Here is a 25,955-nt window from a genome sequence, read left to right as displayed (position 1 = left end):
ACTGGAGGGCTGCTCGGCTTCAACCGGGCTCACACATACTTTCAAGGAGGGGACCGTGCCCAGGGAACGTGGCGAAAAGGTCGTAGCCAGCAATCGCAAGGCGCGGCACGACTATTCCATCGGCGACACCTACGAGGCCGGAATGGTCTTGAGCGGCACCGAGGTGAAGTCCCTGCGCGCCGGGCGAGCGTCTCTTATCGACGGATACGCCTTCATCGACGGCGGGGAGGCCTGGCTCGATGCCGTGCACATTCCCGAGTACACGGCGGGAACCTGGACCAACCACCCGCCGCGCCGCAAGCGCAAGCTGCTGCTGCACAAGCAGGAGATTCTGAAGATCCACCAGAAGACCAAAGAGGGCGGCTACACCCTGGTTCCGCTGCGGATCTACTTTCTCGACGGCCGGGCCAAGGTCGAAATCGCCGTCGCCAAGGGCAAGAAGGAATACGACAAGCGACAGACCCTGCGCGAACGCCAGGACAAGCGGGAGTCCGACCGGGCCATGGCGGCCCGCCGCAACCTCGGCGACTAGGCCGGCGGCACTCGCCCCCTCCCGTGCCGCGCGCCGTGCTGCGCGTTTGGCAGGATGCAAACCGGTGTTTCGGCAGGCTCAACCACCGAGCGCGCATTCGACGCCGTAACCGGTGCTCGTTGGCGCTGCCGAAACGCGCGTTTGGGCCTCGGCGCGAGCCGCCGGGGCGCGGAGGGTGGAGTGTCGGTGGGTGGTGAGAGGCTCGGGTTGAAAGGATGCGTTTCAGACTCCGACAGCGGGAGCTGGTGCAGCACGATCAACCGGCCGAACAGGCCGCTACTCGGGGCGTCGATAAATACCAGACTCAGAAAAAGTTTTGAAGAATCTCTGGTATTTGTCTTCATTCGGGAGTAAACTGAGAATATGTCACAGACACTCCCGTCGGACACAGATGCCGACCACAATCCGGTAGACCAGCTCGCCCACATCAACGAGCTGCTCGCCAAGGCCCTGACCGGGCTGACCTACGCGCTGCAAGAAGATGCCGAGTCGCTCGCGCTTCTCGATGGTCTTGAGCAGCTCGGCCGCCGCGTCGATGGTGCCCGCGTTGCATCAACAGCGGAGGTTGCCCGCCGCGCCGACGTCGAGCTCTTCGGCGGCACGCCCAGCCTCTCCAAGCGCATGGGCTGCACCGGCAAGCTCGACCTGATCACGAGCGTCACCCACGTGTCCGTGCGGGAAGTGAGCCGACGCATCAGCCTGGGGGCGCTGACCAGCGTGCGATCCGGGGTGGGTCCGCTGCGACCGGCGGTGTTTCCCACCGTGAGTGCGGCACTGGCCGCCGGGGAGATTGGCGTGGACTCGGCCGAGATCATCGTGAAAGGCCTGCAGGAGGTCATCCGGCAGGCCGACCCCTCGGACCTGCACCTCGCCGAACGAGTCTTGGTAGCCAACGCGACGGGCGCACTCAACGACGACACCGAGGGTCTCCCCGGCGCCGGTATCGCGTTGCCGGCTGATCGGATGCGGGTGTTGGTACATGAGTGGCAGGCCCGCCTCGACCCCGACGGTATCGCACCTCAGGAAGAGGCTCGGGAGGCCAAGAGCAGCATCAGTTTCGGCTCGTTCGAACGGGGCCTGTACCGGATCTTCGGCGGCGTCACGCCCGACCTGCGGGGCGAGTTCGAGACGTATTTCGCGTCCCGGCTGTCGGCGCGGGCGACGGTGAAGTTTCTACCCACCGCCGGACAGACCGAGCTGAACGGGGCCGACGGGGCCGACGGGCACGAGGGGGCCGACGGGTCCGACGGGTCCGAGGGGGCCGACGGGTCCGAGGGGGCCGAGGTCGTGCCCGACACCGACGTCGTCGACATCGACCGTCGCCCCGCCGGCGAGAAGCGGGCCGATATTCTGCGTGACATGGTCCGTGAAGCCGCCCGCGACCCGAAAGCTGGGGTGATGGGCGGCTCCGCCCCCACCGTCACGGTGCACGTGAACGCGGTTGACCTCAACGCCGGGCGCGGCGTCGGCTGGATCGACGGGGTCGACGCCCCGGTCTCCTTGAAGACCGTCGACCAGGCCCTCTGCAGCGGCGGGTTCATCCCCATCTTGTTCGGTCCGAATAACGAGGTGCTGCGTGTTGGCGATAAGCGGCGGGCGTTCTCCCCGGCGATGACCAAAGCCATCATGTCTCGCGACGGCGGCTGCATCATCCCGGGTTGCGACATCCCGGCGTACTGGACCGAACTGCACCACGTGAAAAGCTACGCCCAGGGCGGCAAAACCGAAGTCGCCAACGGAGTCTGCCTCTGCTACCGACATCACCACGCCATCGACACCTCGGGCTGGCAGATCCGCATGACCCACGGACGGCCCGAAGTACTCGGCCCGGCCTGGATAGACCCCAGCCAAACGTGGCGGCCCGCCCAAAACCACCGCGCCAACCGCGCCGTGAGTTAGGCGCTCCCTCGGTTCTTCCGTCTTGACCCGCACTGATTCGCCTTGACCCGTCCTGAGCCGGGATGTAGTATTGGGGGCTGCACCAAATCCACTCGGTGGCGGTGCAGATTGACAACTCAACAGCGTGTGACAACGACCCCACCAGGGGGATGATCGGTTTCGACATTGTTTGCGCAATTGTGAGAAGCGGGTCGAGGATGCAGGGTTATCTCGTTAACGATCTCTGCAAAAAAATAGATGCCGATTCTAAGCGCATCGACTTCGCTCTCGCTGCCTAAGCGAAAGCACTAAGAAGTCCGCCAGACCGGGAATGCTCTCTACCCGGATCCTGACGCCATTTAGAGAGATTGCTTCTACATTGAGCCACGGGGTGTAGAGGGACTTAAACGAAGGCTGGGCCTGTCGGAGTAGATGCCAGTGGCAAATTCCGGGGCCGAGAAAGCGATTTCACTGGATACACCCGTAGAAGGCATATGACCACAGCAGTGGACCGGGGTTCAATTCCCCGCATCTCCACCATCGGGTTCGTTGTTACACGCTGTTCTGAGTCACACGCAGGCCGATCGAGGTCGTGATGGCTTCGCGCTGGCCGCCCGAGTGCACGATATCGGTGCCGTCGACCGTGAGCTGGCTTGCATGCTGGCGCAGAGCATCCGTCACCGTGTTGCGACGGCTCTCGAGGTCGAACCATTCCACGTCGACACCGGGCGTCGCGACGATTTCGGCGAAGCGGATGCCGCACGCCCGGCCGGCCCGCAGGGTTGCCTCGGCCACGCGCACGTGATCCGGATGCCCGTACCCGCCGTCGTTGTCGTAGCTGACCACGAGTGAGGGCCTGATGTGGCGCAGCAGCGCCGCCACATCGGCCACGACCGCGGTCAGCGGTGCCCGAACCAATGCATCGTCGTGCACGTCGCCGGCCGGCCCGGCGAGGCCAGGGCGAATCCATTCCATTCCCGAATCGCGGTACCGTCGGGCGCTCAGTGGGTCGGCCAGGGCCGGCGCCTCGCCGAGCCAGAAGCGCTGCGAGATGCCCAGGGCATCCGTCGCCCGTTGCAGCTCGCGCTCGCGCTCGGCGGCGAGCTCGGCCGTGCCCTCGAGCCCCGTGAGCGTGCCGGCGACGACCTCGCCGCGTTCACCGCGGGTCGCCGTCAGCAGGCAGACGCGGATGCCGCGTGCCACAAGTTCGGCGATGAGGGCACCGGTTGTGATGGTCTCGTCATCGGGGTGTGCGTGCACGAACATAACCGTGTGGCATCCGTCGAGCAGACTCGTTGGTCGCGGTGTCACGCGATTGCGAGCTCCTGGTGGCGCCCGGCAGCATCCGGGTGCAGCAGCGCGCGGTAGACGGCGGCGAGGCCGGCGGCGGAGCGCTCCCAGCTGAGAAGTTCGGCACGTTCGCGACCGGCATGCGACAATCGATCGGCGAACGCCGGGTCGGAGACTATGCGCGCGATCGCGGCGGCCCAGAGGGCGGGGTCGCGCGACTGCATTACCAAGCCGGTTTCGCTGTCGATGACCGCCTCACGCAGACCTCCGGCCGCCGCCGCGACAACGGGAACTCCGCTCGCGGCGCCTTCGAGGGCCACGAGTCCGTAGGTCTCGGAATGTGACGGCACGAGCACGACTTGTGCGCCGCTCAGCAGCGTCGCCAAGTCTTCGCGGGACTGAGGTCCCACGAATCGAACGCCGTCGGCGATGCCGCGAGCGGCCGCCAGCTCGCGCAGCTCGTCGACGTAGCCATCGAAGTCGCTCGACGCATCGCCCGCGATGATGAGGTCGGGGCGCAGGTCCTCGGCGACGGCCGCGACGGCCTCGATCGCGAGGTCGAGCCCCTTCAGGGGCTGCAGGCGTGCGGCGACGATCGCATAGCCGCGTGGTCCAGACTCGCGCGGTCCCGACTCGAGCGGGTGGGACTGGCCCGGGCTGGACGGTGGCGAGACGCTCGGACGAAACAGGGTTCCGTCGACACCGGGCGGCACGATGGCCAGACGGTCGGCCGAACCACCGAGGCGTTCGAGCACGGTGTCGGCCTCGGCCTCGCTGATCGCGATGACCGCGTCGGACTGTTGGGCAAGCCACGCCTCACCGGCGAGGCGACCGGGGGACTCTGGCCGTTCGCCCCAGGACAGCGGTGAGCTCTCGGGCGCCGCGATACTGTGAAAGCTTTGCACGTGCGGGGTGCCGGTCAACCGGGCGAGCGGCAGGGCGGCCATGCCCGAGAACCAGTGGTGCGAGTGGATGACGTCCCAGGGTCCGAGGGCGCTCATGCGGGCGCGAAATTCATCGACGAACGACTCGTGGTCACCTTTCGCGACGGGCTCGGCCGGGCCGGCGTCGAGAAACCGGAGGGTGACCCCCGGGGCGAGATCGACGAAGTCCGGCAGGGTGGCGGAGCTGCGCCGGGTGAGGATGTCGACGGTGTGCCCGAGTGCGGCCAGCGCTTCGGCCTGGTGCCGCACGACGACGTTCATGCCGCCGGCGTCGCCGGAGCCCGGTTCGTCTCCGGGCGAGGTGTGCAGACAGACGAGGGCGATGTGGAGGGGCGTCAAAACATGGGGCACCCCAAAATCTTAACCCACGCGGCTGGGGTGTGGCTCGGGAGCGGCATCCGTCGTCGCTGGCGGACGCGGAGGCGAGGGCCTAACTTCCGGGTGGATGCGGCGGCCCAGCGTGCCAAGCGGCTCGCCGGTACCGCCCCACCGTTCGGCGATGATCTCGGCCACGATCGACACGGCGGTCTCTTCCGGGGTGCGGGAACCGAGGTCGAGGCCGAGCGGGCTGTGCACACGGGCGAGTTCTGCCTCGCCCACCCCGGCCTCGCGCAGCCGTCGCATGCGGTCATCGTGGGTGCGCCGTGACCCCATTGCACCGATATAGGCCAGGCGTGGCCCGCGCAGGGCCACCTCGAGCAGGGGCACGTCGAACTTCGGGTCGTGTGTGAGCACGCACACGACGGTGCGTTCATCGACGAGACCGGCGGCGAACTGCTCTGACAGGTAACGGTGCGGCCACGCGACGACGACCTCGTCGGCGCCCGCAAACCGGGCTGGGGTCGCGAAGACGGCGCGGGCGTCGCAGACAGTGACCCGGAAGCCCAGAAAACTGCCCGCTCTGGCCAGGGCGGCGGCAAGATCGATTGCCCCGAACACGAGCAGGCGCGGTGGCGGCGTGAAACTCGCGAAGAACACCCGCATGCCCACTCCGAGTCGCTGCCCCTCTGGACCATAACTGAGGGTGTCGGTGCGGCCGGTGGCGAGCAGGCCGAGGGTGTCGTCGCCGACGGCCTGGTTGGCCCGCGGCGAGCCGAGGTTTCCGTCGGTGCCGCCCTGCCGCACGACCAGGTGACGGCCGACCCGGCTGGGATCGGGATGCTCGATGATGGTGGCGACGCCGACCGGGCGACCGGCGTCGATGTCGGCCTGCACTGACTCCAGCTGCGGGTAGGTCTGGCGGGATACGGCCTCAACGAAGACATCGATGATGCCGCCGCAGGACAGCCCCACGGCGAAGGCGTCGTCGTCGCTCACCCCGTAGCGCACGAGCACCGGCTGCCCGTCGAGGGCCACCTGCGTGCCGAGCTCGTAGACGGCGCCTTCGACACACCCGCCGGAGACCGAGCCGACGGCCTGACCACCAGCGGTCACGAGCATCGATGAGCCGACCGGCATGGGCGCCGACTCGAAGGTGCGCACCACGGTGGCGAGCCCCGCGCGCTCGCCCGTGCGCCAACCGGCCAGCACGGAACTCAGAATCTGCCGCATCATGTCCTCCGTTACTGTCGAGCTGATCTGTCGAGCTGATCTGTCGAGCTGATCTGTCGAGCTGATCTAGTGATCGAGGTGAAGACTAGCGGCCGGAACGGCGCCGCCCAATACGGTACGCGACAAAGGCGACGCCGACGATCACCCCGAGCAGCTTGGCGGGGTTGCTGAGCTGATCGGCGACGACACCCTTCACGAGGTCCATGGCATTGAGACTGGTCTCGGGCGGCACGGGCGGGGAATGGTGCGGCAGTGGACGGTGTGCGCCGGCCGCGCCAGCCGCGCCAGCCGCACTGACCCCGCCGGGTGCGTTTCGGCGCGGGTCAAGACGCGGCTCGCCGGGCCCCGGCGTGACCGCCGTGAGCCGGTCGGCGGCATAGGCCTCGCCGGGCGGGATATCGGCCATCTCGGCGACCGCCCGGTCGGACTCCTGGGTGTGCTCGGTGGGCTCCTGCAGGTGGGCGCCGACCGGAGTCTCGCCGGTATCGGTGCCCGCGGCATCCGTCGCCGGTTGCTCGATCAGTTGCTGCAGGTTGCTCGCGAACAGGGCCATCATCTGGTCGGTGACGCTTCCGATGACGCCCTTGCCCATGGCGGCTGCTTTGCCGGAGAGGGCGAGGTCTGCGCTCACCGTGCCCTGAGTCGTGCCGTCGGTTTCGACGAGCACGAGCGTCACGGTCGCCGATGCCGTGCCCTGACCGCGGGTCTCCTGCGCCTTGCCGTCAAAGACGGCCCGGTGCGCGGCCGCATCGCGCTCGAGCACGTTCATCTGGCCCCGGTACGCCATCGTGACGGGGCCAAGTTTGACCTTCATGCCGACCTGATAGGCATCATCGGAGAGTCGATTGAGAATCTGTGCTCCCGGCACACAGCCGGCGACGCGCTCGAAATCCATGAGCGTCGCCCAGACGGTGTCGACCGGTGCGACGACGGTGAAGGTGCTGTCAAGTTGCATGAGATTCCCCTAGGTGTGGGTTGGTTGTGTGTGTGGATGGAGCTGTGCCTGTGGATGGAGCTGTGCCTGTGGATGGAGCTGTGCCTGCGGTCGAGATCACGGCGGCGAGTTCGTGCAGTGCCGCGTAGCTGTGGCCGCTGACGAAGGCGTCGCAGAAGGGCAGGGCCGCCTGCATTCCCCCCACGAGCGGCTGGTAGCCGGTTGCGGCCTTACGCGGGTTGACCCAGATGATCCGACAGGCGAGGCGCCGCAGCCGTGCCATCTGGGCGGCGACGAGGGCCGGATCGTCGGTCGCCCAGCCGTCGGAGACGATGACGACGATTGCGCCGCGGGCGAGGCCCCGCCGCCCGAAGTTGTCGATGAACAGGCGGATGCTGCCCGCGAGCCGGGTGCCGCCGGCCCAGTCCGAGGTGCTCGCCGCGGCCGCGGCCAGGGCCAGGTCGGGCTGCGGGGCCGCGAGCATGCGGGTCACGCGGGTGAGGCGGGTGGAGAAGACGAAGGCTTCGGCGCGTGCCGTGGCCACGGCGCCCTGCAACAGCGACAGGTACACCCGGGTGTACGGCTCCATCGACCCTGACACGTCGCACAGAAAGACCAGACGCCGGGGCGTCGGCCGACGGGCGGCGTAGATCAGTCGGGTGGAATCGCCGCCGGTGCGCTGCGCCGCCCGCACGGTGTGCCTAATCGACAGGCGGCCGCCGGCGCGTCGCGACGGGCGGGTTCGACGACTCCTGCGGGTGGGTAAGCGGAGCACGAGACGACGCACGAGATGCCGCAACTGCTCGAGTTCACCGGGCAGCAGCTCGGCGAACGAGGTCGTGTGCAGCCGCTCATCCGGGGAGGCGACCATGAGCAAGGTGTCCCGTTCCGTCGCATCCGCCCCGTCGTCGTCAGCGTCGTCGTCAGCGTCGTCATCGGTCGGGGGCACGGATGCCGCGGGGCGCGGCTCGGGGGATTCTGCGTCGGTCGGGGGTGGGGCACTCGGCCGCGCGTCCGGCGGGGTCGGCCGGGTGCGGGCCTCTGCGCCGACGGCGGGCGGTGCCGCCGGGTCGCCGCGACTGTCTGCGGGATCGAGCACACCGTCGAACACGGCCGAGAACACGGCGTCGAAGACCGGCAGCTGGGTGCGGGCGGACACCAGCACGATTCGGCAGGTCCAGTACAGCGGGCCTCGAGCGATCGGGGGGACCTGGCCGAGGGCCTCCGCGAGGCGGGCAGCGCGATCGGGACTCGTCGGCAGGCCCGCCCGCCGCAGCGCCGTCGTCAATCCCGCAGCCAGTGCGGCTCGGTCAGCCAGTGCGGCTCGAACAGGCAGTGCGGCTCGATCAACCATGGCTGCCGCCCGGGGAATGCACACCGGGGGAATGCACGCCGGGGGAATCGGTACCGGCTGAGTCGGCCACGAGCCAGGCCGCCCCGCGCGCACCGGCGAGTTCGAGGTCGTCGCGATTCTTCAGCACCGTGCCCCAGGTCTGCTCGACCTGCCGCGGGGCGAGACGGTCGACGCCGAGCACGGCGAGCGCCGAGACCCAATCGATGGCCTCGGCGATGCCGGGCGGTTTTACGAGATCGAGCGAGCGCAGCTTCGTGATCGCGGCGGCGGCCTCGAGCGCGAGCGGCGCGGAACTGGCGGGCACCCGGCGGCGCACGATGGCGGCGATCCGCTCCGGTGCCGGATAGTCGATCCAGTGGTACAGGCATCGCCGGGTGAGGGCATCGTGCAGGTCACGGGTGCGGTTGGAGGTGAGTATGACGATCGGCGGATGCGCAGCGCGCACGGTTCCGAGTTCGGGAATCGTGATTGCGGCCTCGGCCAGAAGCTCGAAGGTGAAGGCCTCGAACTCGGCGTCGGCCCGGTCGATTTCGTCGAGCAGCAGCACCGCCGGGAGCGGCCCGGCGTGTTCGATCGCCTGCAGCATCGGGCGCCGCAGCAGGTAGTCGGCGCTGAACAGTTCATGCTCGGTGAGGGTGTCGCTGCGCGCCTCGGCCAGTCGGATACCCAACAGCTGGCGGGGGTAGTTCCACTCGTAGAGGGCCTCGCCGGCGTCGATTCCCTCGTAGCACTGCAGCCGAAACAGGGGAGTGCCGAGCACTCGAGCCAGCGTCTTGGCGACCTCGGTCTTGCCGACACCGGGTTCGCCCTCGAGCAGCAGCGGCTGCGCCAGGGTCACGGCGAGAAACACAGCGGTCGCCAGACCCTCGTCGGCGAGATAGTCCTCGGAGTCGAAGGCGCTCTGCACCGCGTCGACGTCGGGCAGCAGGCGACGCACCTCGGCACCGGCGCCGCGACGCGGAGCACCGTGCCCAGAACCGGTGTGCCCAGAACTACCGTGCCCAGAACTGCTGTGCCCAGAACCGGTGTGCCCAGAACTGCTGTGCCCAGAACTGCCGTGCCCAGAACCGCTCATGTGGCCCGCTCGAGCGCTGCCGTACGGGTGCGGTGGGCGGTGCGGCATCCGTTGGAGCAGAAATAGACCGTGCCGCCGTCGATATCGACGTGCAGAGACGCCGGTACCGCGGCGACGGACATGCCACAGATCGGGTCGATCGCGAACGCCGGCGACGGATGCGGCCTCGCCTGTTCTGACCCGGTCGGTTCGGGCGTTGCGTCGGGCGTTGTGTCGGGTGTCGCGCCGGGTATCGCCGAGCCCGCGTGATCCTGCGCGCGAGCGGCGGCGCGCAACTGCACGAGCTGCGCGAACACCGAGAGCGCGATCTCGGCCGGCGTGCGAGCCCCCAGATCGAGGCCGGCGGGGCTCACGATCCGGGCACGCTGCTCGTTGGTCACCTCGAGGGAGTCCACGACGGCGCGGCCACGGGTGCGGCTGGCGATCAGCGCGACGTAGGGCACGCCGGCGGTGAGGGCCGCGGTGAGGGCGGGTTCCTCCTCCCGGCCGTGGGAGGCGACGATGAGTGCGGCGTCGTCGCCGAGCGGGGTGGCCTCGCCGCCCTCGACCAGAACCACATCGAACGCCAACGCTGAACCCAGGGCGGCAAGGGCCTGGGCGATGGGGGTAGCGCCGACGATGACGATGCGCAAAAGGGGAATACAGGGTTCGAGGAAGATTTCGATCGTGCCGCCGCTCAGGCAGGGATTCGTGACCTGCACCGCGCCTTCCTCCTGCACCGCGCCTTCCTCCTGGGGCGCGCCGGACTCGGCGGGAGCGGTGCCGTTAGGAGCGGTGCCGTTAGGAGCAGTGCCGTTAGGAGCAGTGCCGTTAAGAGCAGTGCCGTCGTGACCAGAAACAACGCGCAGCAGCAGCGGCTCCCGTGCCGCCAGCGCGCGCAGTCCGTAGGTGCGCACCGAGGATTCGACGCAGGCGCCGCCGACAAAACCCTCGATGACCCCCGTGGCCAGCACGAGGGCCGTGTCCCCGGCGTGCGCGCTCGTGGGGCGTTGCGCGCGCACGACGGTCGCCCGCACGAACGGCTCGCGGCGCTCTGCGAGCTGCGCGGCGAGTTGCGCGGTGAGTTGCGCGGTGAGTTGGGCGGTGCGCTGCTCGGCGTGCTGGGTCGACGACATCAGGCGGCCTAAATGGGCGGGCGCGGGCGACCCTGCATGGCCTCCCAGACCCGGGCGGGCGTGCACGGCATGTCCATATGGGTGATCCCGTAGGGGGCGAGCGCATCGACGACCGCATTGACGATGGCCGGCGGGGAACCGACCGTGGCGGATTCTCCGATGCCCTTCGCACCGATCGGGTGGTGCGGTGAGGGGGTCACCGTGTAGCCGGTCTCCCAGTCGGGAACCTCCATCGCGGTGGGGATGAGGTAGTCCATGAACGATCCACCCAGGCAGTTACCCTCCTTGTCGAATTCGATGATCTCCATCAGGGCCATGCCCACGCCATCCGTCAGGCCGCCGTGCACCTGCCCCTCGATGATCATCGGGTTGATGCGGGTGCCGCAATCATCGACCGCGATGAAGCGGCGCACCACAACGCGCCCGGTGCCGGGATCGATGTCGACGACGCAGATGTAGGCGCCGAACGGAAACGTGAGGTTCGGCGGATCGTAGGTGACCTCGGCGTCGAGGTTGCCGTCGATGCCCTCCGGCAGGGCGACCGTGCCGTGGGCACCCATCGCGATCTCCGCGATGGTCTTGCCCACGCTCGGGTCGCCCTTGACAAACCAGCGGCCCTTCTCCCACTCAAGGTCTTCCGGGCGGGTTTCGAGCATCGCCGCGGCAATGAACTTCGCCTTCTCGCGCACCTTGCGGGCCACGAGCGCCACGGCGCCGCCGCTCACGGGCGTCGAGCGACTACCGTAGGTGCCCAGGCCGAACGGGGTCTGGTCCGTGTCGCCGTGCACGACGTCGATGTCCTCCGGCGGGATGCCGAGCTCCTCGGCCACGATCTGGGCGAACGTCGTCTCGTGACCCTGGCCCTGGCTCTGCACCGAGATGCGCACCACCGCCTTGCCGGTGGGGTGCACGCGTAACTCGGCACCGTCATTCATGCCGAGGCCGAGAATGTCCATGTGTTTACGGGGCCCGGCGCCAACCGTCTCGGTGAAGAACGAGATGCCGATGCCCATGAGCTCGCCGCGTTCGCGCTTCTCCTTCTGTTCTCGGCGCAGCTCGTCGTAGCCCGCCATCTGCATCGACAGACGCATGGTGGGTTCGTAGTTGCCCGAGTCGTACTCCCACCCGGTCTTGTTCGCGTAGGGAAACTGTTCGGGCTTGATGAAGTTCTTCAGGCGCAGCTCCGCCGGGTCCATGCCCAGTTTCGCGGCGAGGATGTCGACCATCCGCTCGACGAGGTACACGGCCTCCGTCACCCGGAATGAGCACGCATAGGCGACGCCACCCGGGGCCTTGTTCGTGTAGACGCCGGTCACCTTGCAGTGTGCGGCCTTGAGGTCGTAACTGCCGGTGAAGATGTGGAAGAAGCCGGCCGGGTACTTGGTGGGCTGCGCGGTCGCATTGAAGGCGCCGTGGTCGGCGAGCACGGTCGTGCGCAGGCCGAGAATCGTGCCGTCCTTCGTGGCGGCAATCTCGCCCTGCATGATGTAATCCCGAGCGAACGAGGTGGACATGAGGTTCTCGGAGCGGTCTTCGACCCACTTGACCGGTTTGCCGGTGACGATCGAGCCGACGACCGCGAGGATGTACCCCGGGTAGATGCCGACCTTGTTTCCAAAACCGCCGCCGATGTCGGGGGAGACCACCCGAATCTTGTGTTCGGGGATGCCGGCGACCATGGCGAACAGGGTGCGGTGGGCGTGCGGGGCCTGCGTCGTCTCGTAGAGCGTGAGGCGGCCGTCGACGGCATCGAAGTCGGCGACGGCGCCACAGGTTTCCATCGGCGCCGGGTGCACCCTGGGGTAGACGATTTCCTGGCTGACGACCACATCCGCTGACGCGAAGACCGCATCGGTCTCGGCCGCGTCGCCCGCCTCCCAATCGAAGATGTGGTTGTCGGTGCGCCCCTCCAGATCGTCGCGAATGACCGGGGCATCCGCAGCGAGGGCGGTGCGGGCATCCATCACCGGGGGCAGCACCTCATACTCGACGCGGATCAGTTCGAGCGCGTCGCGGGCGGCGTAGCGGTCATCTGCGACGACGAAGGCGACCTCCTGGCCCTGAAAGCGCACTTTGTCGGTCACGAGCACGGCCTGCACGTCCATCGACAGGGTCGGTGCCCATGCCAGGCCGAGGGCCTGCAGGTCGGTTCCGGTGATGACGGCGTGCACGTGCGGGTGGGCGAGGGCCTCGCTGGTGTCGATCGACACGAGTCGGGCGTGGGCCACGGGTGCTCGCAGAATGGCTCCGTGCAGCATGCCGGGCAGCACGATGTCATCGACGTAGTGGCCCTTGCCGCGCACGAAGCGGGGGTCCTCTTTGCGCTGCAGTCGACCGTAGCCGATCGGCCGGCTTTCGTCACCGGCCGCCGGGTTGGCCGGGTGGTCTTCGATGAGGGTCATGCGTGCACCTCGTCTGCGCTCTGGGACTGCGCGGTGTTGCTGGACTGCGCGGTGTTGTGGGACTGCCCGGTGTCGGACTGCGCGGTGTCAGACTGCACGGTGTCGCCGTGCTCGGCCGCCGCGGGATGCTCGGCGGCCCACTTGATCGACCGAACGATGGTGGCATAACCCGTGCAGCGACAGATCTGACCGGAGATCGCCTGGCGAATCTCGGTGTCGTCTGGGTGCGGATTGTGATCGAGCAGGGCCCGTGCGGTGAGCATCATTCCGGGGGTGCAGAATCCGCACTGCAGGCCGTGCTCCTCCATGAAGCCCTGCTGGACGGGGTCGAGCACAGCGCCGGTTGCGAGGCCCTCGACCGTGGTGATGGCATGCCCGTCGGCCATGGCCGCGAGCACCGTGCAACTTTTGACGGGTTGGCCGTCCATGAGCACCACGCAGGTGCCGCAGTTGGAGGTATCGCAGCCCCAGTGGGTACCGGTCAGTCTCAGCACGTCGCGAATGAAGTGCACGAGCAGCACGCGCGGTTCGATCTCTTCGGTGATGTCGGTGCCGTTCACCGTCATGGTGACCTGCATGGTGTCAGCCTTCCTGGGTGGCGGTCGAGGTGGCGCTTGCATGGGCGCGCTCTGTCGCCCGGCGCAGCACTCGGCGGGTGAGCTCGTCGGCGAGGTGGCGCTTGTAGTCGACGGGGCCGCGCTGGTCGGCGATCGGGTCACAGGCGACGGATGCGAGGCGCCCGGCCTCGATGAACAGGGCTTCGGTCGGGAGCTGCCCCAGCAGAGCGTCGGCGGCGGCGCCGACGGTGCCGGTCTGCCCGACGGCGGTCAGGCCGATCGTGGCGGCCTCGATGGTGCCGTCGGCCGCGAGCGTCACCGAGGCCCCGGCCGCGGCGACGGCCCAGTCGCCGACCCGACGCTCGACCTTTTCGTAGGCGCTTCCGGTGCGGGCCCGCACGGCAAAGCGCAGCTCACACAGGATCTCGTTGTGGGCGACGGCGGTTTCGTAGGGCCCGCGGTGAAACTCGGCCATCGACAGCAGGCGTTCCCCGCCGGAGCCCCGAATGACGGCCACGGCACCGAGTACCTCACAGACCGTGGAGAGGTCCTCGGCCGGATCGGCCTGGCAGAGCGACCCGCCGATCGTGCCGCGGTTACGCACGATGGGGTCGGCGATTACCTTTTCGGCGTCGGTGATGATGGGGAACAGCGCGTGAACCTGGTCGGACTCGAGCAGTGTCGTGTGCCGGGTCAGGGCTCCGATGCGCAGGGTGTCTGCGCCCTGGGCGTCGGCGCCCCGAACGATGAAGTCCAGCTCGAAGAGGTCGTTGATATCGATGAGCCATTCGGGGCGGGCCAGCCGCAGCTTCATCATCGGCAGCAGGCTGTGCCCGCCGGCGAGGATGCGCGATTCTGGTCCGTGTCGCTCAAGAAGAGCGAGGGCATTGTCGACGGTGCTGGCGCGCGCATAGTCGAAGGGTGCCGGTATCTGCACAGTTCACTCCTCATCGTTGAGGTGTATCTGAAGATCGGAAAGTCACGGACCGGAAGACCGGAAGACCGGAACGAGCCACATCTTGCTCTCAACCCGACTCGGTGTCAACATCGAGATAAGCGAAAGGTTATGAGCTTGTCGATGACGCTGAGCCAGCTGCGGGCTTTCGCCCTCGTCGCCCAATTGGGCTCGCTTCGTGCCGCCGCGACTGCCCTCGGCATCAGCGAACCGGCGGTCTCATCGGCGCTCGCGGCCCTGCGCCGTGACCTCGGCGACCGGCTCTACCTACGCTCGGGTGGCGGGATCGCGTTGACCCCCGGCGGCGTGGCGCTCGCCGAACACGCTCAGGAAATGGTGGGACTGGCCGACAAGATCCACTGGGAGGTCGCCCACGCGGCCAGCTCGACCGGAGGGTTGCGGGTTCTCGTCACGGCCGCGTTCGCCGAGCACGCGGCGCCCCGGCTGTTTGACGCGTTTACGGCTCGGCTGCCCGGCGCCGCCGGCGAAGTCGACGTGTGCGTGGGACCGGCCTCGAGCGTGGGTGCACGGCTCGTCGACCACTCCTGCGACATTGCCCTCGGGGCACGACCGGTAGCGGCCGGCCCGCACGCGAAAGTCGTACCCTTTCTGCGTTACCAGCGCATTCTGGTGGCCGCTCGCGAGCATCCGCTCAGTCGGTATCACCGGGCGCACCCCGGGAGTCTGATTTCGGCCGACCAGCTGCTGGTCTATCCCTGGTTTGCCGGCCCGGCCGGGGTGGAGCAACTCAGCGAAGAGGACAGGTGGCTCGGCACCCTCTCGGGTCTGCCCGATGTGCTCGAGCGGGCGAGCGAGGCCGAGGGCCTCAGCGCGGTGCGCCGCGGCGAGGGCGTGATGCTCGCCCTGGGTCATGTCGTGCGGGGCGAGATCGACGCCGGTACGCTCGAGCGCCTGCCCGTGGCGGGAACACCGATCTCGGGGCTGTGGTGCGCGAGCACCCTCGACCCCAGCCGGGCATCCGCTGCCGCCCGCGCGCTGCAGAGCTTTGTCACGAGCATCGAGGCGACGGCCGCGATGCTCGCGACCGGCGCATCACCGGCCGTCGTGCGCCGTGGTTCGCCGGTGCATGTGGGCCTCTGGAGCGCAAGCTCGTGACGCTGCTTCAGTTCCGGTCGGCTTGACCCGGTCAGAGTGCCCGGTCAGAGTGCCCGGTCAGAGTGCCCGGTCAGAGGGCGCGCAGCAGCGTGCGCCAGTCTCGGCGAAAGCGCGCCTCGGCTGCGCGTGCGCGCACCTCTTCGAGGGCGTGCAGTCGGCCGAAACCGAACGCGTCCTCGCCGCGAGCGTGCGCCTCGTTTGCGAGCCGCAGCAGCACGTCGCGGGCGACGACGCTGTCCTGATGCTCGCCCAGCGCCTCCTGCAGGCTCTGGGCGAGCGCGACCATGCGGGTCGCTCGCCGTGGGTCGACCGTGACCGCGGCCTCGGCGGCGTACCGCAGTCGCTTGGCGCGTTTGCGCACCTCGTGCAGGGCGTGATCACGAGCGGCACCGTCGGGCAGTGCCCCCGCAACCCTCACCGCCCGGCGCAGGCGCTTCACATCCGCGTCGATCTCGCTCTGCGCGACCCGGCGCGCGGGCTGGCGTGCATCGGCACTGAGCGGCGGATTCGCGAGCAGTTGCTCGAGGGCGGCCACCAGCTGAAAGTAGCGGTCGGATTGCAGAACGTCGAGCACGGTCAGCTGAGCGGTGTGCACATCGGAGCCCAGGAGCTCATCGATCGCGTTGATGCTCGGCTCGATGCCGAGTGCGGCGGCCTCGTCGGTGACTTCACCGCGCAGACGCTCGTGCAGCACCTCGGCATCGCGGGCGATTCCGAGCACGCCGGCCAGCCAGCGGAGTTCGCCGCGAAGCTGATCGGCCGTCGCGGGGTTCAGCAGCGCCCGATAGCTCGCGAGCGCGGATCGCAGTCGCCGGGTTGCCGTGCGCATCTTGTGCACGGCGTCGGGGGCGTTCTCGCGCACCCGGGGATCCTGCTCGCGCAGCACCTGCACCTGTTCCTGCAGGTACCGCAGAAGCGCCCGGCCTGCCGAGCCCTTGGGGGCGAGCGTGCGGGGGTCAGCGGCGGCTGGTGCATAATCGCCTGTAGTCATAGCTGCATCTTAACCAAGTGAAACGACGCCGGTAAAACGACGCCGGTAAAACGACGCCGGTAAAACGACGCCGGTAAAACGACGCCGGTGCCGCTCACCACGTGGAGGCGTGGCGGGCGGCACCGATGTTCCGGGTGTGAGCCCGGGGTGATGACGGTTAGGCGGAAGCGAGCCACAGGTCGGGGCCGAAGACCTCGTAGTGGATGTTCGCGGCCGGCACGCCGGATTCGAGCGCCTGCGTGCGGATGGCGCGCATGAAGGGCAGCGGACCGCAGAGGTAGACCGTGGCATCCGTCGGAATGGTCACGTTGTCGAGGGACATGTAACCCAGGTGGGCGCCATCGTCGGCTCCGGCCACGGGGTTTTCCAGCCAGAGTTCGAGGGCGGCGAAGTCGAGGTGCTCGACGTCGTCGTTCATCTGCTCGCGCATGGCCCAGCGGTCGAGCGTGCTCTCGGCGTGCAGCACGGTCACCTTGCGCTTGGAGTCGTTGTCCGACAGCGCCCGCAGGATCGAGGCGCTCGGGGTGCAGCCGATTCCGGCCGAGGCCAGGATGAGCGGGCCATCACCGTCGGCAAGCGTTACGTCGCCGCAGGGGTGGGACAGAATCAGGGTGTCGCCGACCTGCACGTCGCGGTGCAGCGCCGGGGAGACCTCGCCGGCCGTGTCGAGCTTGGTAGTGAACACGCGCACGTCGGTTCCGGTACCGGCTGACAGGGAATACTGCCGAACCTGCGTGATGCCGTCGGGCATGACGACGGACACGCCGACGTACTGGCCGGGGAGGGACTTGGAGACGGGGGTGTCATCGCCGGGCACGAGGGTGAAGGTCACGGCGTCGGTGCCGGCGGCGACCTTGCCGGTCACGGTCCAGGGGGCGAGGGCCTTGTCGCTGGCCAGTCCCGCATACAGCCCGTTTTCGAGCTTGATCAGGGCGTGCGCCATGAGCCAGTAGACCTCGGTCCAGGCTTCGGCGATCTCGGCGGTGATGACGTCGCTGAGTTCGTCGGCGATGCCCTGAAAAAGGTACTTGTAGACGATGTCGTACTGCTCGGGACGGATGCCGAGGGAGATGTGCTTGTGGGCGATACGGCTGAGCAGCTGCTCCGGCGTGGTGCCGGGGTGCGCCAGGAGGTGGGTGGCGAAGTGCGCGACGCTGGCGGCGAGAGCCTGCTGCTGCGCGCCGCTCTTCTGGTTCGAGCGGCTGAACATGCCGTCGTAGAACTCCGGGTTTTCCCCGAGCATCCGGCCGTAGAAGTTGCGCGCGATGGCTGGCATCCGCTCACCAACCGTCGGCAGTGTCGCTTCGATGATCGGTGTGGATTTAGCCGAAAGCATGCTTTCTCCTTCTGTCGGAATAATGCGTACTCAACAAAAGTAGCATCAAAAATGCCAGATTAAGGCAGTTCTTCTACATTCTGTAGAAATTGCCTGCTGGGCTGACGCTCAGACCGGTCCGGCGCTGAGGCCGACGAGCACCGGTCCGGAAACCCGGCTGTGCGGGAGTGAAGAAATCACGAGGCCGTCGAGCTCGGCGTAGAAGGCTTCGCGGGCGCGGCTGAGAGCACCGCGCAGTCCGCAGCCGGCCAGCAGGGGGCAGGGGCCGTTCGGGGAGTCGCAGGCGGCGACATCCGTTCTGGTATCGAGGCGGCGCAACAGCCAGCCGACCGTCACGGTGCGGCCGGCCTCGCTGACGCTGACGCCACCGGCGCGGCCGCGTACGACATCGACGAGACCCAGTTCACGCAGTCGAATGATGGCCTTGCTCACGTGGTTGTACGGAGTGCCGACGCCATCGGCGACAACCCGTGCCGTCAGAAGCCCGGGTTGCGGTGCGGCCGCGAGCAGCATGACCACCCGCAGGCAGACGTCGGAAAACGCGGTGATTCTCATGGGTCCAGCCTAGAACCGTGCGTCGCGGGGCGTCACCGGCGCACGTGGGCGGGGCGATGTGCGCGACAATGGGGCAAGTGATACCTGCAGCTTTCACCCTGGACACCGCAGCCCTGAACGACGTGATCCTTTCCGTCGACCTGGCCGGGGTTCTCGCCAACGCTATTTTGGGTGGCGTCGCCGCGCGCACCGCCCGCCTCGACATCGTGGGCTTCGTGGTTCTGGCCATCATGTCCGGTCTCGGCGGCGGCATCATTCGCGACACGCTGCTGCAGCAGGGGATGCCGGTGGCGCTCAGCGATCCGGCCTACCTGATGACGGCGGTGCTCGGCGGTGTGATCGCCTACTTCGTGACGTTCAATGGGCGCTGGTCGCGGCGCGTGCTGCTGCTGCTTGATGCCCTCGCCGTGGGCTGTTGGTCATCGGTCGGGGTGCAGCGCGCCCTCGACGCGGGACTCGGCTGGATGCCGGCCATTTTGCTCGGCATCATCACCGCGGTCGGCGGCGGCATGGTGCGGGACATCATGCTGCTCAAGGTGCCGACGATCTTCGGCGGCAATACCCTCTACGCCACGAGTGCGGTGCTCGCGAGCAGCCTGATGTGGATTCTCAGCACCCTGGGATTCGTCGTCATCGGGTCGTTCGTCGCAATTCTGAGCGGCGCCGCGCTGTCGCTGCTCGCCAAGCGGTACGGCTGGATACTGCCGACCGGGTATGCGCTGCGCATTCCGAAGCCGATCCTGCTGCTGCACCCACGGGCGTGGCGGGAGCGGCGACGCCGCGCCCGCGGTGACGCCGACGCCGACGCCGCCCCGCTCGACGAGGTTTAGCCCGCGGGGACTGCCGGGGCGAGCGCGTCGAGCGTGACCGCGTGCAGGTGGCCGTTGGTCGCGAGGGCGTTGCCGTGCCACGGGCCCGGCCGCCCGTCGATCGAGGTGAACACGCCGCCGGCCTCCTGCACGATCGGAATCAGTGCGCCCATGTCGTAGGGCTGCAGATCGAATTCGGCGACGATGTCGAGGTGTCCCTCGGCGAGCAGCATGTATGACCACATGTCGCCGTAGGCGCGGGTGCGCCACACCCGGCGGGACAGCGAGATGAGTTCGTCGAGGTGGCCGGTCTGGTCCCACTGTTGGATGCTGTTGTAGCTGAGCGACGCGTCGGCGAGGTCGGCGACGGCCGAAACCTGCAGGCGAGTGGGATCGGCATGCGGCGTGCGTTCATCGCTCGACCAGGCGCCCGCTTCGACGGATGCCCACCAGCGCTTGCCGAGGGCGGGCGCGCTCACGACCCCCACGACGGGAACGCCGTCGACCGCGAGGGCGATCAGGGTCGCCCAGATCGAGATTCCGCGCAGAAACCCGGCGGTGCCGTCAATCGGGTCGATGATCCACTGCCGTACCGTCGACCCCTCGGTGCCGAACTCCTCACCGAGGATCCCGTCGGTCGGGCGCCGTTCGGCGAGCAGCCGACGGATGGCCAGCTCAACGGCCTGGTCGGCATCCGTCACCGGGGTGCGATCGGGTTTCGTTGTCACGACGAGGTCGAGTGCGGTGAACCTGGCCCGCGAGATGGCGTCGGCCGCGTCGGCGAGCTCGAGGGCGAGGAGCAGATCAGCAGCAATATCGGTGGCGGTGGTCGGGGGAATCGGGGGGTGCGGGAGGGGCTCGGTCACGCTTCCAAGGATAGTAATGACAGGCCCCCACGCCGCACTCGCGGCTCGATTCGCATTGAAGGCATTTTGAGTGTTAGGGTTACACGTTGCCGCGGGTTGAACCGCTGCCTCACATGCACCTCTAGCTCAATTGGCAGAGCAACTGACTCTTAATCAGTGGGTTCCCGGTTCAAGTCCGGGGGGGTGCACCACCAGCCCCGCTTCATCGGCATGCAGTCGATGAAGCGGGGCTTTTTCGTGCCCGCGCGCCTGGGCCGCGCCCGAGCCGACGGCGTTCTGCGCTCGAAGCAGAGCTCGTTCGCCCGAAAGGCACACGCTCCTCCGGTCGTGCCCCTCAAAGCTGCTGGTGTGCCACACATGTGCCGGTGCGCCACACATGTGCCGGTGCGCCACAGATATGCATGGTGTGGTGCGCTCGAAACCTACTCATGCGACCGATACGGGCGTGCTCGCGGGCCCAGGCGCCCCAAAACTGCTCGTGCGCCTGGCCGGCCAAGCGCACGAGCAGTTTTTAGGCGCACGGGCAGGTCATGACGAGACTCGTGCCGCGAAGTGTCACAGCTGGCCCCGTGAGCGGGACTCTGGGGCTGGGCGGGGGCCGTCGGGCTGCTCCATGGGGCATTTTTTGGCGTTTCGCTCGCGAAAAGCCAACAATGGCCCCTTGAGCGGCGGCGGCCCGCCGTGAGACGCCAAAATATGCCCCTTGAACTCGATCCAAGGGGCATATTTTGGCTTCTCGCGGAGGGGAGGGGTGCTCCATGGGGCGTTTTTTGGCGTTTCGTTCGCGAAAAGCCAACAATGGCCCCTTGAGCGGCGGCGGCCCGCCGTGAGACGCCGACAGTGGCCCCGTGAACTCGATTGCCCTTCACGGGGCAACCTGCACGGGGCAACCTGCACGGGACAACCTGTGACACCTCACGGGAGCCATGGGCAATCTGTGACACCTCGTGCGCGCGATCCCGCGAGCCAACCCGTCTGTCGCGGTCGGCGAGCCGACGCTCCGGCCCGGCCGTGAGCACATCCCAAGCGCCCTTGGTTCCTGCTCCGAGCCCAGGACTCGCGCACCACCCTAGATCCGACGGACCGAATGGACCTGTCTGACCTGTCTGATTGCACTGATCTCAACCGAGCCCACAGGGCGCGGTCGACCCTGCAAAAATGGGTACACAACCGCGAGAAGGTCCAAAGAACGGAAGAGGTCCCATGAGAATCAGCATCACGAGCGTGCTCGTTGACGATCAAGAGAAGGCGCACCGCTTCTACACCGAGGTGTTGGGCTTCGTGACCAAGCACGATGTGCCGCTCGGCGCGGACCGGTGGCTGACCGTGGTCTCGCCGCAGGACCCGGACGGCACCGAGCTGCTGCTCGAACCCAGCAGTCACCCAGCGGCGAAGCCGTTCAAGGATGCCCTCGTCGCCGACGGCATTCCCTTTACCCAGTTTGCCGTCGACGATGTCGCCGCCGAGTATGAGCGCCTGGTCGGCCTCGGCGTTCGGTTCACCCAGCAGCCCACCACCATGGGGCCGGTGACCATCGCGGTGCTCGACGACACCTGTGGCAACCTGATCCAGATCATCCAGCAGGCCAGCTAGGCGCGCCAGCGGTACTCGTTCTCGGGGCGGCCGGGGGTGCCGTAGCGCGGGGAGCGCAGCACGCTGCCCGAATCGGCGAGGTACTCGAGGTAGCGGCGGGCCGTGACCCGGGACATGCCGAGCTGGTCGGTGATCTCCGTGGCTGACAACGGCACGGTCTGTTGCTGCAGAAAGGCGACCACCGCGGCGAGCGTGTCGTCGGCGAGCCCCTTGGGGCGGGACGCGTCTGCGGGGGAGCGCAGGCTCGCGAAGGCTCGATCAACCTCTGACTGGTTGGCGACCGTGGTGTGTGCGTTCAACTGGGTTCGAAACTCGCGGTAGCTCGTGAGCTTCTTCGCAAACGTCGCGTAGGTGAAGGGCTTGATGAGGTACTGCACGACACCCGCGGCAATGGCATTGCGCACATTGTCGAGTTCGCGCACCGCGGTGATGGCGATGATGTCCGTGGTCAGGCCGGCCGCGCGCATCCGTCGGCTCACGTCAAGTCCGTGCTGATCGGGCAGGTTCATGTCCATGAGTACGAGGTCGATGGGGGTGGCGGCGGTCGAAGCCGCGGCGAGCTGGCGCAGCGCCGACTGGCCGGTGGCGGCGGATCCGGCGAGTACGAATCCGGGGAGCCGCCCGATGTAGGCGGCGTGGGCCTCCGCGGCGAGCGGCTCGTCTTCGACGACGAGCACGCGGATCAGGTTGGGAGTCGGTGCGGTCAGATCAGACATGCGGTGCTTCCTGGGGAACGGGCACCGGGGCGGTGATGTGGGGCGCGGCCGGGATCGTCACGGTGAACACGGCACCGCCGAGGCCCGCTGCCCTGCCGCGGCCGATGGTGAGCGTGCCGCCGAGCCTGAGCACGGCCTGTCGCACGAGTGCCAGGCCGAGACCGCGTCCGTAACTCCCGGCTTGCTTGGTGCTGAAGCCCAGTCGCAGAATATTCTGCGCCTCCTGCGGGTCGACGCCCGGCCCGCTGTCGGCAACCTCAATGACCACGGCGCCCTCGGTTTCACCGACTCGGACATCGACGCGGCGGGGCAGCGATGCCGAAGACAACGCCGGGGCGGATGCCGCGGCGTCGAGCGCGTTGTCGACCAGATTTCCGAGCACGGTCACGAGGTCCTGCACCGAGAGCCCCGAATCGGTGAGGTTGCCCGACGCGGTCACGGCGAGGGCGATACCGAGCTCGTTGGCCTGCGCGGCCTTGCCCATCATGAGCGCGCTGATCACCGGTTCATCGACCGAGCTGAGCAACTCGTCGGTCAGCTGCTGGCTGAGCTCGAGGTCCTGGGTGGCAAAGGCGAGGGCCTCATCGGTGCGGCCGAGTTCCATGAGAGACACGATCGTGTGCAGCCGGTTCGAATGCTCGTGGGTCTGGGCGCGAAGCGCGTCAGACAGGGTGCGCATCGACTGCAGTTCGCTGCCGAGTGATTGCAGGTCGGTGTGGTCGCGGATCGTGACCACCCGACCCATGGGGGCCGGGGCCCGGCGCATCCGCTTCGCCCAGCCCGAGGCCCAGCCCGACGCCCAGCCGCTGCGACCCGAGGTCTCGGCCCGTTTCTGGCTGACGACGAGAACGCGGGTCGCGGTCAGATGGATTTCATCGTGGGCGGGGCGACCGCTGCGCAGCAGCTCGTCAAGGCTGGGTGGCAGGCCGAGACGTGGCAGATCGGCGGGAATGCCGGCAGAGGGGGTGCGCGGTGCGATGCCGAGCAGCCGTGCGGCCTGGTCGTTGTACAGCAACAGGGTGCCCTTCGGATCGACGAGTACGAGCCCCTCGCGCACCGAGTGCAGCACGGAGTCGTAGTAGACGAAGAGCTGGGCGAGCTGCTCCGGCCCCCAGCCGAGGGTGACGCGGCGCAGGTAGCGTCCGAGCAGCAGTGACACGATCGACCCGGCCGCGAGCAGGGCGAGCGACAGGCCGAGCACGGCCGGCAGTCGGGCGTTCAGGGCGATGGTCACGCTGCTCGTGGTCGTGCCGGCCGCGACCAGGCCGAGAACGACGCCGTCACCGTCGACGATCGGCACTACCGCTCGCACCGACGGCCCGAGCGTGCCCGTGCTGATCTCGGTCAGGGGAGTTCCGGCGAGGGCGGTGTCGATTGCCCCGATGTACGGCTTGCCGATTTCGGATGCCGTCGGGTGGGTCCACCGGGTACGGTCCGGCGCCATGATCGTAATGAAGTCGAGCCCGGCGTCGCGGGTGACCTCGCGGGCGTAGGGCTGCAAGGTGAGGCTCGGAACATTCGTCTGGCTGGCGGCGATGGTGAGCGGGCTGTCGGCAATCGAGGTCGCGATCGCGAGCATGCGGTTCTCGGCGTCATCGAAGCCGCGGTCACGGGCATCGATGAAGGCGGCGGTGCCGACGAAGGCCGTGAGCACCACGATGAAGAGGGCGTGTGCCCAGAACAGGCGGCGCGCGATGCTCCAGCCGTGACCCACCATGCTCCTTTTGCCCGTGCTTCAGTTTCGTCGGCTGTGACCAATACGACCGCAACCGTGACGGATGCCGCCGCCTCCACCACTGTATAACTCAGCAGCACGTCGTTACCCAGTACTTATTCAGTACCTATTCAGTGGTGAATCCCGCCCGGGACTCCCTCAAGCCTAGACAAAGGAGTCTGCCATGGCATCGTCAGTAACCGCCGGCAAGAAACCGCGCAAGCGCCTCGATTCGTCACACTTTCTGTACATGGCGGTCATCGTGGCCGTGGTCCTCGGAATCGCGGTCGGCCTGATCTGGGGTGGCCCCGAAGGCTTCGCGGTCGGCCTCAAGCCGCTCGGCGACGCATTCATCGCACTCATCAGAATGATGATCTCGCCGATCATCTTCTGCACGATCATTCTCGGCATCGGCTCGATCGCCAAAGCCGCCACTGTCGGCAAGGTCGGCGGGCTCGCGCTCGGCTACTTCATCGTCATGTCGACCTTCGCGCTGGGCATCGGCCTGGTCGTCGGTAACCTGATCCACCCCGGTGAGGGCCTCAACATCCAGGGCGCGACCTACGCCGCACCCGAAGCGTCTGACACCGAGGGCTTTCTGCTCGGCATCATCCCGACCACGCTGGTCTCGGCCCTGACCGCGGGCAACATTCTGCAGACCCTGTTCGTAGCCCTGATCGCCGGCTTCGCCCTGCAGAAGATGGGTCCGGCCGGCCTGCCGATTCTGCGCGGCATCGCCCACCTGCAGGCGCTCGTCTTCCGCATCCTGATCATGATCATGTGGCTGGCCCCGATCGGAGCCTTCGGCGCCATCGCCGCGGTCGTCGGTGCGACCGGCTTTCAGGCCATCGTGAGCCTGTTCACGCTCATGATCGCGTTCTACATCACCTGCATCCTGTTCATCGTGGTGATCCTCGGCGGCATGCTCAAGATCGTCACCGGTGTGAACATCTTCAAGCTCATGCGCTACCTCGCCCGTGAGTACCTGCTGATCTTCTCGACGAGCTCGTCCGAAGCGGCACTGCCGCGCCTGATCGCGAAGATGGAACACCTCGGGGTCTCGAAGCCGGTCGTGGGGATCACGGTTCCGACCGGGTACTCGTTCAACCTCGACGGCACCGCGATCTACCTGACCATGGCCTCACTGTTCATCGCGACGGCGCTCGGCCAGCCGCTCAGCCTGCCGGAGCAGATCGGCCTGCTGGTCTTCATGATCATCGCCTCCAAGGGAGCCGCCGGAGTCTCGGGCGCCGGACTGGCCACCCTGGCCGCCGGGCTGCAGGCCCACGCCCCGCAACTCGTCGACGGTGTCGGCTTCATCGTGGGCATCGACCGTTTCATGAGCGAGGCCCGCGCGCTGACCAACTTCACCGGTAATGCGGTCGCCACGGTCATCATCGGCAAGTGGACCAAGGAGATCGACATGCCCCAGGTCGACCGAGTGCTCAACAAGCTCGAGCCCTTCGACGAATCCACCATGCTGGCCCACCACCACTTTGCCGAGCCGGTCGCTGCCGAGCCGGTCGCTGTCGAGCCGGGGGCAGCGGATGCCGCGCCGGACGCGAGCGTCGAACTCACCACCGAGGCCACCCCGAAGAAGGTGCCGGCCGGCGTGTAGGTGCGCCAGCAGCACGACCAGTTCAGCACGACTAGTGGATGCCGTCCGGTGTAC

The 25,955-nt window shown here is 67.8% G+C and carries 22 protein-coding genes, 1 tRNA gene and 1 other RNA gene; 8 read left to right on the top strand and 16 right to left on the bottom strand.

The features are described 5' to 3' along the window. Positions 1-55 precede the first annotated feature (55 nt). The 3 genes from smpB to ssrA all read left to right on the top strand — a co-directional run bounded on the left by smpB (position 56) and on the right by ssrA (position 2,950). A complete protein-coding gene (smpB, locus tag E3T55_RS08865; RefSeq protein WP_134519199.1) occupies positions 56-532 on the top strand; it encodes an SsrA-binding protein SmpB in 477 nt (158 codons plus the stop codon). 363 nt (positions 533-895) lie between these two features. After that, positions 896-2,431 (top strand): HNH endonuclease signature motif containing protein, encoded by a 1,536-nt coding sequence (locus tag E3T55_RS08860; protein ID WP_134519198.1) that lies wholly within the window; start codon positions 896-898, stop codon positions 2,429-2,431. Positions 2,432-2,576: 145 nt separating this feature from the next. Next, positions 2,577-2,950: a transfer-messenger RNA gene (ssrA, locus tag E3T55_RS08855) on the top strand. 12 nt (positions 2,951-2,962) lie between these two features. Here ssrA and E3T55_RS08850 read toward each other — a convergent pair. The 10 genes from E3T55_RS08850 to E3T55_RS08805 all read right to left on the bottom strand — a co-directional run bounded on the left by E3T55_RS08850 (position 2,963) and on the right by E3T55_RS08805 (position 14,569). Next, positions 2,963-3,721: a PIG-L deacetylase family protein gene (locus E3T55_RS08850; RefSeq protein WP_134519197.1), complete on the bottom strand. Its 759-nt coding sequence runs from the start codon at positions 3,719-3,721 to the stop codon at positions 2,963-2,965. Further along, complete coding sequence (locus E3T55_RS08845) at positions 3,718-4,995, bottom strand: glycosyltransferase (RefSeq protein WP_241992965.1); 1,278 nt, start codon at positions 4,993-4,995, stop codon at positions 3,718-3,720. The genes E3T55_RS08850 and E3T55_RS08845 overlap by 4 nt, the downstream gene beginning before the upstream one ends. Positions 4,996-5,004: 9 nt before the next feature. Next, positions 5,005-6,195: an XdhC family protein gene (locus E3T55_RS08840; RefSeq protein ID WP_134519325.1), complete on the bottom strand. Its 1,191-nt coding sequence runs from the start codon at positions 6,193-6,195 to the stop codon at positions 5,005-5,007. 85 nt (positions 6,196-6,280) lie between these two features. Next, entirely contained in the window at positions 6,281-7,150 is an 870-nt protein-coding gene (locus tag E3T55_RS20755) for an SRPBCC family protein (protein ID WP_241992964.1), read from the bottom strand. Further along, on the bottom strand, positions 7,140-8,483 hold the full coding sequence (locus E3T55_RS08830) for a vWA domain-containing protein (RefSeq protein WP_134519196.1): 1,344 nt from the start codon (positions 8,481-8,483) through the stop codon (positions 7,140-7,142). The genes E3T55_RS20755 and E3T55_RS08830 overlap by 11 nt, the downstream gene beginning before the upstream one ends. Then, on the bottom strand, positions 8,476-9,420 hold the full coding sequence (locus tag E3T55_RS08825; protein WP_241992963.1) for an AAA family ATPase: 945 nt from the start codon (positions 9,418-9,420) through the stop codon (positions 8,476-8,478). Before E3T55_RS08825 ends, E3T55_RS08830 begins: the two co-directional genes overlap by 8 nt. 134 nt (positions 9,421-9,554) lie before the next feature. Further along, a complete protein-coding gene (locus E3T55_RS08820; protein ID WP_134519194.1) occupies positions 9,555-10,673 on the bottom strand; it encodes an XdhC family protein in 1,119 nt (372 codons plus the stop codon). 8 nt (positions 10,674-10,681) lie between these two features. After that, on the bottom strand, positions 10,682-13,075 hold the full coding sequence (locus tag E3T55_RS08815; RefSeq protein ID WP_134519193.1) for an aerobic carbon-monoxide dehydrogenase large subunit: 2,394 nt from the start codon (positions 13,073-13,075) through the stop codon (positions 10,682-10,684). Continuing rightward, positions 13,072-13,653: a (2Fe-2S)-binding protein gene (locus tag E3T55_RS08810; protein WP_134519192.1), complete on the bottom strand. Its 582-nt coding sequence runs from the start codon at positions 13,651-13,653 to the stop codon at positions 13,072-13,074. The genes E3T55_RS08815 and E3T55_RS08810 overlap by 4 nt, the downstream gene beginning before the upstream one ends. Before the next feature lie 4 nt (positions 13,654-13,657). Next, positions 13,658-14,569, bottom strand: a complete 912-nt coding sequence (locus E3T55_RS08805) for an FAD binding domain-containing protein (RefSeq protein WP_134519191.1) — start codon at positions 14,567-14,569, stop codon at positions 13,658-13,660. Between the two features lie 141 nt (positions 14,570-14,710). Here E3T55_RS08805 and E3T55_RS08800 point away from each other — a divergent pair, with 141 nt between their 5' ends. Continuing rightward, the gene (locus E3T55_RS08800; protein ID WP_134519324.1) at positions 14,711-15,703 is read left to right on the top strand and encodes a LysR family transcriptional regulator; all 993 of its coding nucleotides are present in this window, start codon (positions 14,711-14,713) and stop codon (positions 15,701-15,703) included. A 70-nt stretch (positions 15,704-15,773) separates the two neighbouring features. Here the strand turns inward: E3T55_RS08800 and E3T55_RS08795 are convergent, their stop codons facing one another. The 3 genes from E3T55_RS08795 to E3T55_RS08785 form a co-directional block, all read right to left on the bottom strand. Beyond that, positions 15,774-16,694: a CHAD domain-containing protein gene (locus tag E3T55_RS08795; RefSeq protein WP_134519190.1), complete on the bottom strand. Its 921-nt coding sequence runs from the start codon at positions 16,692-16,694 to the stop codon at positions 15,774-15,776. Between the two features lie 157 nt (positions 16,695-16,851). Then, positions 16,852-18,030 carry a globin domain-containing protein gene (locus E3T55_RS08790; RefSeq protein WP_134519189.1) on the bottom strand — a complete coding sequence of 393 codons (1,179 nt, stop codon included), beginning with the start codon at positions 18,028-18,030 and terminating at the stop codon, positions 16,852-16,854. Positions 18,031-18,138: 108 nt separating this feature from the next. Beyond that, positions 18,139-18,585 carry an RrF2 family transcriptional regulator gene (locus tag E3T55_RS08785; protein ID WP_134519188.1) on the bottom strand — a complete coding sequence of 149 codons (447 nt, stop codon included), beginning with the start codon at positions 18,583-18,585 and terminating at the stop codon, positions 18,139-18,141. Between the two features lie 77 nt (positions 18,586-18,662). Between E3T55_RS08785 and E3T55_RS08780 the strand changes: the two genes are divergently transcribed. After that, entirely contained in the window at positions 18,663-19,415 is a 753-nt protein-coding gene (locus E3T55_RS08780) for a trimeric intracellular cation channel family protein (protein WP_241992962.1), read from the top strand. On the opposite strand, the gene E3T55_RS08775 is transcribed toward E3T55_RS08780, so the two are convergent. Then, positions 19,412-20,260: an inositol monophosphatase family protein gene (locus tag E3T55_RS08775; RefSeq protein WP_241992961.1), complete on the bottom strand. Its 849-nt coding sequence runs from the start codon at positions 20,258-20,260 to the stop codon at positions 19,412-19,414. The genes E3T55_RS08780 and E3T55_RS08775 overlap by 4 nt on opposite strands. Positions 20,261-20,375: 115 nt before the next feature. Here E3T55_RS08775 and E3T55_RS08770 point away from each other — a divergent pair. Both E3T55_RS08770 and E3T55_RS08765 read left to right on the top strand, forming a co-directional pair. Next, positions 20,376-20,451 (top strand) — tRNA-Lys (locus tag E3T55_RS08770). Positions 20,452-21,463: 1,012 nt separating this feature from the next. Further along, positions 21,464-21,853, top strand: coding sequence for a VOC family protein (locus E3T55_RS08765; RefSeq protein WP_134519186.1), 390 nt, complete (start codon positions 21,464-21,466; stop codon positions 21,851-21,853). On the opposite strand, the gene E3T55_RS08760 is transcribed toward E3T55_RS08765, so the two are convergent. Both E3T55_RS08760 and E3T55_RS08755 read right to left on the bottom strand, forming a co-directional pair. Then, positions 21,850-22,569 carry a response regulator gene (locus E3T55_RS08760; RefSeq protein WP_134519185.1) on the bottom strand — a complete coding sequence of 240 codons (720 nt, stop codon included), beginning with the start codon at positions 22,567-22,569 and terminating at the stop codon, positions 21,850-21,852. The genes E3T55_RS08765 and E3T55_RS08760 overlap by 4 nt on opposite strands. Further along, positions 22,562-24,283: a sensor histidine kinase gene (locus E3T55_RS08755; RefSeq protein WP_134519322.1), complete on the bottom strand. Its 1,722-nt coding sequence runs from the start codon at positions 24,281-24,283 to the stop codon at positions 22,562-22,564. Before E3T55_RS08755 ends, E3T55_RS08760 begins: the two co-directional genes overlap by 8 nt. Before the next feature lie 184 nt (positions 24,284-24,467). Here E3T55_RS08755 and E3T55_RS08750 point away from each other — a divergent pair, with 184 nt between their 5' ends. Beyond that, the gene (locus E3T55_RS08750; RefSeq protein ID WP_134519184.1) at positions 24,468-25,901 is read left to right on the top strand and encodes a cation:dicarboxylate symporter family transporter; all 1,434 of its coding nucleotides are present in this window, start codon (positions 24,468-24,470) and stop codon (positions 25,899-25,901) included. Positions 25,902-25,955 lie beyond the last annotated feature (54 nt).

This window comes from Cryobacterium frigoriphilum, from assembly GCF_004403305.1.
GTDB classification, from domain to species: Bacteria; Actinomycetota; Actinomycetes; order Actinomycetales; family Microbacteriaceae; genus Cryobacterium; species Cryobacterium frigoriphilum.
The sequence above is the reverse complement of the archived record's forward strand: the minus strand, read 5'-3'. Positions and strand labels throughout refer to the sequence as shown.

Excerpts from the sequence above, each read along its gene's own strand:
- E3T55_RS08860 (WP_134519198.1), top strand. The coding sequence starts at position 896 with ATGTCACAGACACTCCCGTCGGACACAGATGCCGACCACAATCCGGTA.
- E3T55_RS08840 (WP_134519325.1), bottom strand. The coding sequence starts at position 6,195 with ATGCGGCAGATTCTGAGTTCCGTGCTGGCCGGTTGGCGCACGGGCGAG.
- E3T55_RS20755 (WP_241992964.1), bottom strand. The coding sequence starts at position 7,150 with ATGCAACTTGACAGCACCTTCACCGTCGTCGCACCGGTCGACACCGTC.
- E3T55_RS08830 (WP_134519196.1), bottom strand. The coding sequence starts at position 8,483 with ATGGTTGATCGAGCCGCACTGCCTGTTCGAGCCGCACTGGCTGACCGA.
- E3T55_RS08820 (WP_134519194.1), bottom strand. The coding sequence starts at position 10,673 with ATGTCGTCGACCCAGCACGCCGAGCAGCGCACCGCCCAACTCACCGCG.
- E3T55_RS08815 (WP_134519193.1), bottom strand. The coding sequence starts at position 13,075 with ATGACCCTCATCGAAGACCACCCGGCCAACCCGGCGGCCGGTGACGAA.
- E3T55_RS08810 (WP_134519192.1), bottom strand. The coding sequence starts at position 13,653 with ATGCAGGTCACCATGACGGTGAACGGCACCGACATCACCGAAGAGATC.
- E3T55_RS08800 (WP_134519324.1), top strand. The coding sequence starts at position 14,711 with ATGACGCTGAGCCAGCTGCGGGCTTTCGCCCTCGTCGCCCAATTGGGC.
- E3T55_RS08795 (WP_134519190.1), bottom strand. The coding sequence starts at position 16,694 with ATGACTACAGGCGATTATGCACCAGCCGCCGCTGACCCCCGCACGCTC.
- E3T55_RS08790 (WP_134519189.1), bottom strand. The coding sequence starts at position 18,030 with ATGCTTTCGGCTAAATCCACACCGATCATCGAAGCGACACTGCCGACG.
- E3T55_RS08785 (WP_134519188.1), bottom strand. The coding sequence starts at position 18,585 with ATGAGAATCACCGCGTTTTCCGACGTCTGCCTGCGGGTGGTCATGCTG.
- E3T55_RS08765 (WP_134519186.1), top strand. The coding sequence starts at position 21,464 with ATGAGAATCAGCATCACGAGCGTGCTCGTTGACGATCAAGAGAAGGCG.
- E3T55_RS08760 (WP_134519185.1), bottom strand. The coding sequence starts at position 22,569 with ATGTCTGATCTGACCGCACCGACTCCCAACCTGATCCGCGTGCTCGTC.
- E3T55_RS08750 (WP_134519184.1), top strand. The coding sequence starts at position 24,468 with ATGGCATCGTCAGTAACCGCCGGCAAGAAACCGCGCAAGCGCCTCGAT.